8 protein-coding genes and 1 rRNA gene are annotated in these 12,995 nt (G+C 57.4%); 7 read left to right on the forward strand and 2 right to left on the reverse strand.

Features of this window, described 5'->3' with window-relative positions; translation table 11 throughout:
- The first annotated feature begins 6 nt into the window (after positions 1–6).
- The 5 genes from rrf (at position 7) to aceK (ending at position 6,234) form a co-directional block, all read left to right on the forward strand.
- A 5S ribosomal RNA gene (gene rrf / locus P349_RS03435) occupies positions 7–122 on the forward strand.
- Between the two features lie 174 nt (positions 123–296).
- Positions 297–1,226, forward strand: a complete 930-nt coding sequence (gene metA, locus P349_RS03430; protein ID WP_032650526.1) for a homoserine O-acetyltransferase MetA — start codon at positions 297–299, stop codon at positions 1,224–1,226.
- A 270-nt stretch (positions 1,227–1,496) separates the two neighbouring features.
- On the forward strand, positions 1,497–3,098 hold the full coding sequence (gene aceB / locus P349_RS03425) for a malate synthase A (RefSeq protein WP_032650527.1): 1,602 nt from the start codon (positions 1,497–1,499) through the stop codon (positions 3,096–3,098).
- Between the two features lie 31 nt (positions 3,099–3,129).
- Positions 3,130–4,434 carry an isocitrate lyase gene (aceA, locus tag P349_RS03420; RefSeq protein WP_024906665.1) on the forward strand — a complete coding sequence of 435 codons (1,305 nt, stop codon included), beginning with the start codon at positions 3,130–3,132 and terminating at the stop codon, positions 4,432–4,434.
- Positions 4,435–4,482: 48 nt separating this feature from the next.
- On the forward strand, positions 4,483–6,234 hold the full coding sequence (aceK, locus tag P349_RS03415) for a bifunctional isocitrate dehydrogenase kinase/phosphatase (protein WP_032650529.1): 1,752 nt from the start codon (positions 4,483–4,485) through the stop codon (positions 6,232–6,234).
- Positions 6,235–6,256: 22 nt separating this feature from the next.
- On the opposite strand, the gene iclR is transcribed toward aceK, so the two are convergent.
- Positions 6,257–7,084: a glyoxylate bypass operon transcriptional repressor IclR gene (gene iclR, locus P349_RS03410; protein ID WP_075201537.1), complete on the reverse strand. Its 828-nt coding sequence runs from the start codon at positions 7,082–7,084 to the stop codon at positions 6,257–6,259.
- A gap of 193 nt (positions 7,085–7,277) precedes the next feature.
- Between iclR and metH the strand changes: the two genes are divergently transcribed.
- Entirely contained in the window at positions 7,278–10,961 is a 3,684-nt protein-coding gene (metH, locus tag P349_RS03405; protein WP_032650533.1) for a methionine synthase, read from the forward strand.
- A 116-nt stretch (positions 10,962–11,077) separates the two neighbouring features.
- The gene (locus P349_RS03400; protein WP_032650537.1) at positions 11,078–12,709 is read left to right on the forward strand and encodes a Na/Pi cotransporter family protein; all 1,632 of its coding nucleotides are present in this window, start codon (positions 11,078–11,080) and stop codon (positions 12,707–12,709) included.
- Here P349_RS03400 and P349_RS03395 read toward each other — a convergent pair.
- Complete coding sequence (locus P349_RS03395; protein WP_021242718.1) at positions 12,706–12,993, reverse strand: addiction module antidote protein; 288 nt, start codon at positions 12,991–12,993, stop codon at positions 12,706–12,708. The genes P349_RS03400 and P349_RS03395 overlap by 4 nt on opposite strands.
- Positions 12,994–12,995 lie beyond the last annotated feature (2 nt).

The raw sequence follows: 12,995 nt of genomic DNA on the forward strand, positions 1-12,995 counted from the left end.
AATTTGCCTGGCGGCTTTAGCGCGGTGGTCCCACCTGACCCCATGCCGAACTCAGAAGTGAAACGCCGTAGCGCCGATGGTAGTGTGGGGTCTCCCCATGTGAGAGTAGGGAACTGCCAGGCATCAATTAAGAAGAACCCCGTACCGTAAGGTGCGGGGTTTTTTGCTTTTGTCTTTCCCCTTCCTTGAAACTTTCTCACCTTCTGCTTGCAGACTCGACATTCAAACCATTTCTGGGTATCGTTAGCTATCTGGATGTCTAAACGTTTATACGTATGCTGTGAGGATATAAAGCTATGCCGATTCGGGTGCAGGACGAGCTACCAGCCGTCAATTTCTTGCGTGAAGAAAACGTCTTCGTCATGACGGCTTCGCGTGCGACAGGTCAGGAAATTCGCCCGCTGAAGGTGCTTATTCTCAATCTGATGCCAAAAAAGATCGAAACAGAAAACCAGTTCCTGCGTCTTCTGTCGAACTCCCCGCTGCAGGTCGATATTCAGCTGCTGCGAATCGACGCCCGTGAGTCACGTAACACGCCTTCTGAGCATCTGAACAACTTCTACTGCAACTTCGATGACATCCAGGGTGAAAACTTCGACGGACTGATTGTGACCGGCGCCCCGCTGGGTCTGGTTGAATTTAACGATGTCGCTTACTGGCCGCAGATCAAACAGGTTCTGGAGTGGGCAAAAGATCACGTCACGTCCACATTGTTTGTCTGTTGGGCGGTACAAGCCGCACTGAATATTCTCTATGGCATCCCCAAGCAAACCCGCACTGAAAAGCTCTCCGGCGTATACGAACATCATATTCTTCATCCATATGCGTTGCTGACGCGCGGGTTTGATGATTCTTTCCTGGCCCCGCATTCTCGCTACGCTGACTTCCCGGCCCAGCTGATTCGTGATTACACCGATCTGGAGATCCTGGCCGAAACGGAAGATGGAGATGCTTATCTGTTTGCCAGCAAGGATAAACGCATTGCATTCGTAACCGGGCATCCTGAGTACGATCCGCATACCCTTGCGTCAGAGTATTTCCGTGATGTCGAAGCGGGTCTCAATCCGGATGTCCCGTACAACTATTTCCCGAAAGACGATCCGCAAAACAAACCGAGAGCAACCTGGCGCAGCCACGGAAATTTGCTTTTCACTAACTGGCTCAACTATTACGTCTATCAGATAACGCCATACGATCTGCGTCACATGAATCCAACGCTGGAGTAATCGTCTGTACTAAACGATCCTAAAGCGTTTCAGCTATTCAAATCAGGCACCTTCGGGTGCCTTTTTTATTTCCGAAATACCCCTCATCACTCAACAAAACTTTAATCTCAATAAAATCAATTAATTAATTGCAATCAATAATTAAAATGGAAATTGTTTTTGATTTTGTAAAAAATAGAGATAGTCTTAATTCTGCTGAGCGAAAACTACCCAACGATCTTTCGTTCGCATCGGGAGCGTGATTTTGGATCTTTGATGAGGAGCAGAGTAATGACTCAACAGGCAACGACGGTCGATGAACTGGCCTTTACCCAGCCGTATGGCGAGCAAGAACAGCAAGTTTTGACGGCGGAAGCGGTAGAATTTCTGACTGAACTGGTGACTCGCTTTACGCCGCAGCGTAATAAGCTGCTGGCGGCACGTATTCATCAGCAGCAGGAAATTGACGATGGCAAGTTGCCTGGATTCATTTCGGAAACCGCTTCCATTCGTCGCGGTGAGTGGAAAATCCGCGGCATCCCTGAAGATTTACAGGATCGTCGCGTTGAGATCACCGGTCCGGTAGAGCGCAAAATGGTGATCAACGCCATGAACGCCAACGTTAAAGTCTTTATGGCCGATTTTGAGGACTCACTGGCGCCAGACTGGAACAAAGTTATCGATGGGCAGATCAACCTGCGCGACGCCGTGAACGGCACCATTAGCTATACCAATGAAGCCGGCAAAATTTACCAGCTCAAACCGAACCCGGCGGTGCTGATCTGCCGCGTACGCGGGCTGCATCTGCCTGAAAAACATGTCACCTGGCGTGGGGAAGCCATTCCGGGCAGCCTGTTTGATTTCGCACTCTATTTCTTCCACAACTACAAGAACCTGCTGGCAAAAGGCAGCGGCCCCTATTTCTATCTGCCAAAAACGCAGGCCTGGCAGGAAGCGGCCTGGTGGAGCGAGGTCTTCAGCTATGCGGAAGATCGTTTCAACCTGCCGCGGGGCACCATCAAGGCCACGCTGCTGATTGAAACGCTGCCCGCCGTGTTCCAGATGAATGAAATTCTGCACGCCCTGAGAGACCACATTGTCGGCCTGAACTGCGGACGCTGGGACTATATTTTCAGCTACATCAAAACCCTGAAAAACTATCCCGATCGCGTGCTGCCGGATCGCCAGGTTGTGACCATGGATAAACCGTTCCTGAGCGCCTACTCGCGTCTGCTGATCAAAACCTGCCACAAGCGCGGTGCCTTTGCGATGGGCGGCATGGCGGCATTTATCCCGAGCAAAGACGCAGAACGCAACAATCAGGTGCTCAACAAGGTGAAGACCGACAAAGAGCTTGAAGCCCGTAACGGTCACGACGGCACGTGGATTGCCCATCCCGGCCTGGCCGATACGGCGATGGAGGTTTTCAACCGCGTACTCGGTGACAATAAAAACCAGCTGTTTGTCACGCGCGAAGAGGATGCCCCAACGGCTGAAGAACAGCTGCTTGCCCCGTGTGCGGGCGAGCGGACGGAAGAGGGCATGCGTGCCAATATTCGCGTCGCCGTGCAATACATCGAAGCGTGGATCTCCGGCAACGGCTGCGTGCCGATCTACGGCCTGATGGAAGATGCCGCGACGGCGGAGATCTCACGTACCTCCATCTGGCAGTGGATCCACCATCAAAAAACGCTCAGCAACGGCAAGCCGGTGACCAAATCTCTGTTCCGCCAGATGCTGGCCGAAGAGATGCGGGTGATCCAGGACGAGCTGGGCGAACACCGCTTCAGCAGCGGGCGTTTTGACGACGCTGCGCGCCTGATGGAGCAAATCACCACATCAGATGACTTAATCGACTTCCTGACCCTGCCGGGCTACCGCTTCCTGGCGTAACTCACCACATAACAATATGGAGCATCTGCACATGAAAACCCGTACCCAACAAATCGAAGAGTTAAAGAAAGAGTGGACACAACCTCGCTGGGAAGGCATCCGCCGTCCTTACAGCGCGGAGGAAGTGGTGAAATTACGCGGCTCGGTCAATCCGGAATGCACGCTGGCGCAAAATGGCGCGGCGAAAATGTGGAAGCTGCTGCACGGTGGCTCTAAAAAAGGCTACATCAACAGCCTCGGTGCGCTGACCGGCGGTCAGGCTCTGCAGCAGGCGAAGGCCGGTATTGAGGCGATTTACCTCTCCGGCTGGCAGGTGGCGGCGGACGCCAACCTGGCCTCCAGCATGTACCCGGATCAGTCGCTCTATCCGGCTAACTCCGTGCCGTCGGTGGTGGATCGGATCAACAATACCTTCCGCCGTGCGGATCAGATCCAGTGGGCTGCCGGTATCGAACCTGGCGATCCGCGCTTTATTGACTACTTCCTGCCGATCGTCGCGGATGCGGAAGCGGGCTTCGGCGGCGTGCTGAATGCCTTCGAGCTGATGAAATCGATGATTGAGGCCGGTGCAGCGGCCGTTCACTTCGAAGACCAGCTGGCGTCAGTGAAGAAGTGCGGACATATGGGCGGTAAGGTGCTGGTTCCCACACAGGAAGCGGTGCAGAAGCTGGTTGCCGCGCGTCTGGCTGCTGACGTGCTCGGCGTGCCGACGCTGGTGATTGCCCGTACCGATGCCGACGCGGCTGACCTGATCACCTCTGACTGCGACCCGTACGACAGCGAATTCATCACCGGCGAGCGTACCAGCGAAGGCTTCTACCGCACCCACGCGGGCATCGAGCAGGCGATCAGCCGCGGCCTGGCGTACGCGCCGTACGCGGACCTGGTCTGGTGTGAAACCTCCACGCCGGATCTGGCGCTGGCAAAACGCTTTGCCGACGCCATCCATGCGAAATACCCGGGCAAACTGCTGGCCTACAACTGCTCGCCGTCCTTCAACTGGCAGAAAAAGCTGGATGACAAAACGATCGCCAGCTTCCAGCAGCAGCTGTCCGACATGGGCTACAAATACCAGTTCATTACTCTGGCAGGCATCCACAGCATGTGGTTTAACATGTTCGACCTGGCGCACGCCTACGCGCAGGGTGAGGGCATGAAGCACTACGTTGAGAAGGTGCAGCAGCCGGAGTTTGCCGCGGGTAAAGACGGCTACACCTTCGTGTCTCACCAGCAGGAGGTGGGAACTGGCTACTTTGATAATGTGACCACGATTATTCAGGGCGGCACCTCCTCCGTCACCGCCTTAACGGGTTCAACGGAAGAAGCACAGTTCTAATCTTTTCCCCCTCTCCCCTCTGGGGAGAGGGTTGGGTAAGGGGAATATATGTCGCGTGGCCTGGAATTACTGATTGCCCAAACTATTTTGCAGGGCTTTGATGCCCAGTATGGTCGTTTTCTTGAAGTGACATCCGGCGCGCAGCAGCGCTTTGAACACGCAGACTGGCATGCGGTTCAGCAGGCCATGAAGCAGCGTATCCATCTCTATGATCACCACGTGGGTCTGGTGGTGGAGCAGCTGCGCTGTATTACCGACGGTAAAAGTCCAGACGCGGATTTTTTACTGCGCGTCAAAGAGCATTACACCCATTTGTTACCCGACTACCCTCGCTTCGAGATTGCGGAGAGCTTTTTCAACTCCGTCTATTGCCGGTTATTTGACCACCGCTCATTATCTCCTGAGCGGTTATTTATCTTCAGCTCCCAGCCCGAGCGGCGCTTTCGAACCATCCCACGTCCGCTGGCGAAAGATTTCTTTCCCGATCGCGGATGGGAAAAGCTCCTGCACCGCGTGCTAACGGATTTGCCGCTGCGCCTGCCCTGGGAGAATAAAACCCGGGATATCGGCTATATTCACACCCATCTCAACGAAACCTTCGGCGCGGAGGTGCTCAGCTACAGCCATTTACAGGTGGCCAACGAGCTTTTCTACCGCAATAAAGCCGCCTGGCTGGTGGGCAAACTGGTTACGCCGACCGCCATTGTGCCGTTTCTGCTGCCCATTCACCGTACCGACGACGGGGAACTGTTTGTCGATACCTGCCTGACCACCAGCGCCGAGGCCAGCATCGTGTTTGGTTTCGCCCGCTCTTATTTCATGGTGTACGCCCCGCTGCCTGCCGCGCTGGTGGAGTGGCTGCGCGAGATCCTGCCGGGTAAAACCACCGCCGAGCTGTATATGGCGATTGGCTGCCAGAAGCACGCCAAGACGGAAAGCTATCGGGAGTACCTGCGTTATGTCACTACCGCTGATGAGCAGTTTATCGAAGCGCCAGGCATTCGCGGTATGGTGATGCTGGTCTTTACGCTGCCGGGCTTCGACCGGGTCTTTAAGGTGATTAAGGACAGATTCGCCCCGCAGAAAGAGATGACCGCCGCGCACGTTCGCGCTTGCTATCAGCTGGTCAAAGAGCACGATCGCGTCGGGCGCATGGCGGATACCCAGGAGTTCGAAAACTTTGTGCTGGATAAACAGCAGATCGACCCGGCGCTCATGGCGCTATTGATGCAGGAAGCGCCTGCGAAAATCACCGATCTGGGTGACAAAATCGTGATTAGTCATCTCTACATTGAGCGCCGCATGGTGCCGCTGAATATCTGGCTGGAGCAGTCTGACGGTCAGGCTTTAAGAGATGCGATTGAAGAGTACGGCAACGCGATTCGCCAGCTTGCCGCCGCCAATATCTTCCCGGGCGATATGCTGTTTAAAAACTTCGGCGTCACCCGTCACGGGCGGGTGGTGTTCTACGATTACGACGAAATTTGCTACATGACCGAAGTGAATTTCCGCGATATCCCACCGCCCCGCTACCCGGAAGATGAGCTTTCCAGCGAGCCGTGGTACAGCGTCTCGCCGGGCGATGTGTTTCCCGAAGAGTTTCGCCACTGGCTGTGTGCCGACCCGCGTATCGGGCCGCTATTCGAAGAGATGCATGCCGATCTGTTTCGCGCCAGCTACTGGCGCGGACTGCAAACGCGGATCAAAAATGGGCACGTGGAAGATGTGTATGCATACCGCCGCAAGCAGCGGTTTTGCATCCGCTTTTCTCCCTCTCCCTGTGGGAGAGGGCCGGGGTGAGGGCATCAGGCCGCACTCAATTTTAACGAATCCCACCGTACGCCAGCGTCACCTCTTTCGCCGCCTTAATCACCAGCGCACCGAGCTCGGTCACGCGGTCATCGGTCATCCGCGAAATCGGTCCGGAGATGGAGATGGCGGCAAACGGCTCGCGGTGTTCGTCGAAAATGCAGGCCGCGAGGCAGCGCAGGCCCAGGGCATGTTCTTCATCATCAAACGAATAGCCGCGCTTGCGGGTCAGGGCCAGATCTTCTTTCAGATGCACGGGCGACACCAGGGTGGCGTGGGTGTAGGCGTGCAGCCCTTTACGGTGCAGCAGCCCCGTCACCTGCTCCTCGCTCAGCTGCGAGAGAAATGCTTTCCCCGCCCCGGACGCATGCATCGGCAGCTTGCCGCCAATCGGTGCGGACATGCGCATCAGCTGCGTGCACTGCACCTGGTCGATGATAATCGCCTGATGGTCGCTCTGGTCCAGTACCGCCAGGTTTACCGTCTCGCCGGACTCCTCCATCAGCTTGCGCAGAATCGGATGCACAATCGCAAGCAGGTTGCGGCTCTGCAGGAAGCTGCTGCCGACGATAAACGCGTGCGCGCCCACCGCCCAGTGCCCCAGCTCGCCCACCTGACGCACAAAGCCCAGTTGCTGCATGGTGGTCAGCAGGCGGTGCGTTGTGGAGTTAGGAAGGCCAGCCTGCTGGGCCAGCTCCGTCAGGGCCACGCTGCTGTGCGACTCGGCTATCCACTCCAGCAGCTTCAGACCGCGCGTGAGCGATTGAACCTGTCCGCCCTGTTGTGCGGCGGTGGTGGCAGCAGGCTTTCTGCCGCGTTTGGCGGGAACGGTCGCGACCATGGCGATCTCCTTTTTCTGTATCGTGGAAATCATTTTCGTTTTATTTGGTGAATTTGCAACCGTTATCCTGACTGATCGGAGGAGTGATGGTGAACATGTCTCATGTTACCCCTGAGTGGCTTTTCCACCCTGCGAGATTGTGCCAGTATGGAACGCAGCCTTTTGGCCTTGTTGAGCGTTGTCGGGAGCAAGTGTGAGCAGCAAAGTAGAGCAACTGCGTGCGCAGTTAAATGAACGAATTCTGGTGCTGGACGGCGGCATGGGCACCATGATCCAGGGCTATCGTCTGAGTGAAGACGATTTCCGCGGCGAGCGCTTTGCCGACTGGCCATGTGACCTGAAAGGAAACAACGACCTGCTGGTGCTCAGCAAGCCGTCCGTGATTAAGGATATCCACAACGCCTACTTCGAAGCGGGTGCGGATATCGTTGAAACCAACACCTTCAACTCGACAACCATCGCCATGGCGGATTACCAGATGGAATCCCTGTCGGCGGAAATCAACCTGGAAGCCGCTAAGCTGGCGCGCGCCTGCGCCGACGAGTGGACGGCCCGCACGCCGGACAAGCCTCGCTACGTTGCCGGGGTGCTAGGCCCGACGAACCGCACCGCGTCGATTTCACCGGACGTCAACGACCCGGCGTTTCGTAATATCACCTTCGATCAGCTGGTTGCGGCCTACCGGGAATCGACCAGAGCGCTGGTGGAAGGCGGCTCCGACCTGATCCTGATTGAAACCGTATTCGACACCCTCAACGCCAAAGCCGCAATTTACGCGGTGAAAGAGGAGTTTGAGGCGCTGGACGTTGACCTGCCGATCATGATTTCCGGCACCATCACCGACGCCTCCGGCCGCACCCTGTCCGGTCAGACAACCGAAGCGTTTTATAACTCCCTGCGCCACGCCGAAGCGCTCTCCTTTGGCCTTAACTGCGCGCTGGGGCCGGATGAACTGCGCCAGTACGTTCAGGAGCTTTCCCGTATCGCGGAATGCTACGTCACTGCCCACCCGAACGCCGGTCTGCCGAACGCGTTCGGTGAATACGATCTCGATGCCGACACCATGGCGGCGCAAATCCGCGAGTGGGCCGAGTCTGGCTTCCTGAACATTGTCGGCGGCTGTTGCGGCACCACGCCGGAGCACATCGCGGCCATGAGCAACGCCGTCGCCGGACTGCCGCCGCGCAGGCTGCCCGAGCTGCCGGTTGCCTGTCGCCTTTCCGGCCTTGAGCCGTTGACCATCGGCGACGACAGCCTGTTTGTGAACGTGGGTGAGCGAACTAACGTCACCGGTTCTGCAAAGTTCAAGCGCCTGATTAAAGAAGAGAAGTACAGCGAAGCGCTGGACGTTGCCCGCCAGCAGGTGGAAAGCGGCGCGCAGATTATCGATATCAACATGGATGAGGGGATGCTCGACGCCGAAGCGGCGATGGTGCGTTTCCTCAACCTGATCGCCGGTGAGCCGGACATCGCCCGCGTGCCGATCATGATTGACTCCTCCAAATGGGAAGTCATCGAAAAAGGGCTGAAGTGCATTCAGGGTAAAGGCATCGTCAACTCTATCTCGATGAAAGAGGGCGTTGATATCTTTATCCACCACGCGAAAATGGTCCGCCGCTACGGTGCCGCCGTGGTGGTCATGGCCTTTGACGAAGTGGGCCAGGCGGATACCCGCGAGCGCAAAATAGAGATTTGCCGCCGCGCGTACAAGATTTTGACCGAAGAGGTGGGTTTCCCGCCGGAAGACATCATCTTTGACCCGAACATCTTCGCCGTGGCGACCGGCATCGAAGAGCATAATAACTATGCCCAGGACTTTATCGGCGCGTGCGAGGACATCAAGCGCGAGCTGCCGCATGCGCTGATCTCCGGCGGCGTATCGAACGTGTCGTTCTCGTTCCGCGGTAACGACCCGGTGCGTGAAGCGATCCACGCCGTGTTCCTCTACTACGCCATCCGCAACGGCATGGACATGGGGATCGTTAACGCCGGACAGCTGGCGATTTACGACGACCTTCCTGCCGAGCTGCGCGATGCCGTCGAGGACGTGATCCTTAACCGCCGCGACGACGCCACCGAGCGCATGCTGGACCTGGCGGAGAAATACCGCGGCAGCAAATCGGATGAGGCGGCAAACGTTCAGCAGGCCGAGTGGCGTTCCTGGGACGTGAAAAAGCGTCTGGAATACTCGCTGGTAAAAGGCATTACCGAATTTATCGAGCTCGACACCGAAGAGGCGCGCCAGCAGGCTGCCCGCCCGATTGAGGTGATTGAAGGCCCGCTGATGGACGGCATGAACGTGGTCGGCGATCTGTTTGGCGAAGGCAAGATGTTCCTGCCGCAGGTGGTGAAATCCGCCCGCGTGATGAAGCAGGCCGTGGCGTATCTTGAGCCCTACATCGAAGCCAGCAAAGAGAAAGGTTCCAGCAACGGCAAGATGGTCATTGCCACCGTGAAGGGCGACGTGCACGACATCGGCAAGAATATTGTCGGCGTGGTGCTGCAGTGTAATAACTACGAAATTATCGACCTCGGCGTGATGGTCCCGGCGGATAAAATCCTCAAGACCGCGCGCGAAGTGAACGCCGACCTGATTGGCCTCTCCGGCCTGATTACGCCATCGCTCGACGAAATGGTCAACGTGGCAAAAGAGATGGAGCGACAGGGCTTCACCATTCCGCTGCTGATTGGCGGCGCGACCACCTCGAAAGCGCACACGGCGGTGAAAATCGAGCAGAACTACAGCGGGCCGACGGTGTACGTGCAGAACGCCTCGCGCACCGTGGGCGTGGTCTCCGCGCTGCTCTCTGACACCCAGCGCGACGAGTTTGTTGAGCGCACCCGCAAAGAGTACGAAACCGTCCGCATCCAGCACGGCCGTAAGAAGCCGCGCACCCCGCCTGTTTCACTCCAGGCGGCGCGCGACAACGATCTGGCCTTTGACTGGTCGAGCTATACGCCGCCGGTCGCGCATCGTCTGGGCGTTCAGGAGGTCAGCGCCAGCATCGAGACGCTGCGCAACTACATCGACTGGACGCCGTTCTTTATGACCTGGTCGCTGGCGGGTAAATATCCGCGCATCCTGGAGGATGAGGTGGTAGGCGAGGAGGCGAAGCGCCTGTTTAAAGATGCCAACGACATGCTCGACACGCTGAGCGCAGAGAAAACCCTCAACCCGCGGGGCGTGGTGGGGCTGTTCCCGGCGAACCGCGTGGGTGACGACATTGAAATTTATCGCGATGAAACCCGCACCCACGTATTGGCAGTCAGCCGCCATCTGCGCCAGCAAACCGAGAAAGTGGGCTTTGCCAACTACTGCCTGGCCGATTTCGTCGCGCCGAAGTTAAGTGGTAAAGCCGACTATATCGGCGCCTTTGCGGTAACCGGCGGTCTGGAAGAAGATGCGCTGGCGGACGCGTTCGAAGCGCAGCACGATGATTACAATAAAATCATGGTGAAAGCGATTGCCGACCGCCTGGCGGAAGCCTTCGCCGAGTATCTCCACGAGCGTGTGCGTAAGGTGCACTGGGGCTACGCGGCGAACGAAAACCTCAGCAATGAGGATCTGATCCGTGAAAATTACCAGGGCATTCGCCCGGCACCGGGATACCCGGCCTGCCCGGAACACACCGAGAAAGGCACAATCTGGAAACTGCTGGACGTCGAAGCGCATACAGGTATGAAGCTCACCGAGTCGTTCGCCATGTGGCCAGGCGCGTCAGTCTCAGGCTGGTACTTCAGCCATCCGGACAGCAAGTACTTCGCCGTGGCGCAGCTGCAGCGGGATCAGATCGAAGATTACGCCTTGCGCAAAGGGATGAGCGTATCAGAAGTGGAGCGGTGGCTGGCCCCTAATCTCGGTTACGACGCCGACTAAAATCACTTTTCCTTACAACAAACAGGGCACCTCAAGGGTGCCTTGTCTCTTTCTTACGCTTAAACCCTTATACTGAACCTATGGAAAACGAATAACGATAAGGAGGAAAACCTTCCGTGCTGACCCTGTTACATCTGCTCTCTGCAGTCGCACTGCTCGTATGGGGCACCCATATCGTCCGTACCGGCGTGATGCGCGTTTTTGGCGCCCGTTTACGTACCGTCCTCAGCAGCAGCGTTGAGAAGAAGCCGCTCGCCTTCTGCGCGGGCATTGGCGTAACGGCACTGGTTCAGAGCAGTAACGCCACGACCCTGCTTGTCACCTCCTTTGTGGCGCAGGATCTGGTGGCGCTGGCCCCGGCGCTGGTCATTGTGCTGGGTGCGGATGTAGGTACCGCGCTGATGGCGCGTATCCTGACGTTCGATCTCTCCTGGCTGTCACCGCTGCTGATTTTTATCGGCGTGATCTTCTTCCTCGGCCGCAAACAGACGCGCGCCGGCCAGCTTGGACGCGTGGGGATTGGCCTGGGGCTGATCCTGCTGGCGCTGGAGCTGATTGTGCAGGCGGTCACCCCTATTACCGAGGCCAACGGCGTTCAGGTCATCTTCGCTTCCCTGACCGGGGACATCATGCTCGACGCGCTTATTGGCGCGGTGTTTGCCATCGTCAGCTACTCCAGCCTGGCCGCCGTGCTGCTGACGGCCACGCTCACCGCCGCCGGGGCGATCTCCTTCCCGGTCGCGCTGTGCCTGGTGATCGGTGCCAACCTCGGCTCGGGCCTGCTGGCGATGCTCAATAACAGCGCGGCCAACGCCGCAGCCCGACGTGTGGCGCTCGGCAGCCTGCTGTTTAAGCTGGTGGGCAGCCTGATTATCCTGCCCTTTATCCACCCGCTGGCGAACCTGATGGACAACCTCCCGCTGTCGAAGGCGGAGCTGGTGATCTATTTCCACGTGTTCTACAACCTGGTGCGCTGCCTGGCGATGGTGCCTTTTGCCGGGTCGATGGCCCGCTTCTGCGAACGCCTCATTAAGGACGAACCGGAGCTGGATGCGCGCCTGAAACCGAAGCACCTGGATACGTCCGCGCTGGATACCCCGGCGCTGGCGCTGGCGAATGCCGCGCGCGAGACGCTGCGCATGGGCGACGCGATGGAAACCATGCTCGAAGGCCTGCAAAAGGTGATGCACGGCGAGCCGCGTGAAGAGAAAGAGCTGCGCAGGTTAGCTGACGATATCAACGTGCTCTATACCGCCATCAAGCTTTACCTGGCGCGCATGCCGCAGGACGAGCTGGCGGAAGAGGAGTCCCGCCGCTGGGCGGAAATTATCGAGATGTCGCTTAACCTTGAGCAGGCTTCGGATATCGTTGAACGCATGGGCAGCGAGATCGCCGACAAATCCCTTGCCGCGCGTCGTGCGTTTTCAGGTGAAGGCCTGAAGGAGCTGGAAGCGCTGCACGAACAGCTGGTCAGCAACCTCAAGCTGGCGATGTCGGTATTCTTCTCCAGCGATGTGCCGAGCGCGCGCCGCCTGCGCCGCAACAAGCATCGTTTCCGTATTCTGAACCGCCGCTACTCGCACGCCCACGTTGAGCGTCTGCACCAGCAGAACGTGCAGAGTATCGAAACCAGCTCACTCCACCTGGGACTGCTGGGCGATATGAAGCGCCTCAACTCGTTGTTCTGCGCGGTGGCGTACAGCGTGATGGAACAGCCGGATGAAGACGACGAGCGGGATGAGTATTAATCCCCGGCGTGTTTGAGCGTTAGCCCAAAACCCAATGCTTTCATGACCGCGAGCGTGGTTTTGAGCGTTGGGTTTCCTTTATCACTGAATGACCGATAAAGCTGCTCACGTGATAAGCCGGTTTGCTGTGAAATGTTCGACATTCCTTTGGCTCGCGCGACAACCCCAAGGGCTTTAGCGATATACGTCGAGTCGCCTGTTTCTAGTGCATCAGCGATAAACACGGCGATTTCCTCGTCATCCACCAACGCGTTAGCGGGATCGTAAGGTGTTAATTTATGCATGC

Source organism: Enterobacter sp. DC4, assembly GCF_000568095.1.
In the GTDB taxonomy this organism is placed as follows: domain Bacteria; phylum Pseudomonadota; class Gammaproteobacteria; order Enterobacterales; family Enterobacteriaceae; genus Enterobacter; species Enterobacter pseudoroggenkampii.

What these genes read in the sequence shown, in the direction of transcription:
- metA (WP_032650526.1), top strand. Translation starts at nt 297, where the DNA reads ATGCCGATTCGGGTGCAGGACGAGCTACCAGCCGTCAATTTCTTGCGT.
- aceB (WP_032650527.1), top strand. Translation starts at nt 1,497, where the DNA reads ATGACTCAACAGGCAACGACGGTCGATGAACTGGCCTTTACCCAGCCG.
- aceA (WP_024906665.1), top strand. Translation starts at nt 3,130, where the DNA reads ATGAAAACCCGTACCCAACAAATCGAAGAGTTAAAGAAAGAGTGGACA.
- aceK (WP_032650529.1), top strand. Translation starts at nt 4,483, where the DNA reads ATGTCGCGTGGCCTGGAATTACTGATTGCCCAAACTATTTTGCAGGGC.
- iclR (WP_075201537.1), bottom strand. Translation starts at nt 7,084, where the DNA reads ATGGTCGCGACCGTTCCCGCCAAACGCGGCAGAAAGCCTGCTGCCACC.
- P349_RS03395 (WP_021242718.1), bottom strand. Translation starts at nt 12,993, where the DNA reads ATGCATAAATTAACACCTTACGATCCCGCTAACGCGTTGGTGGATGAC.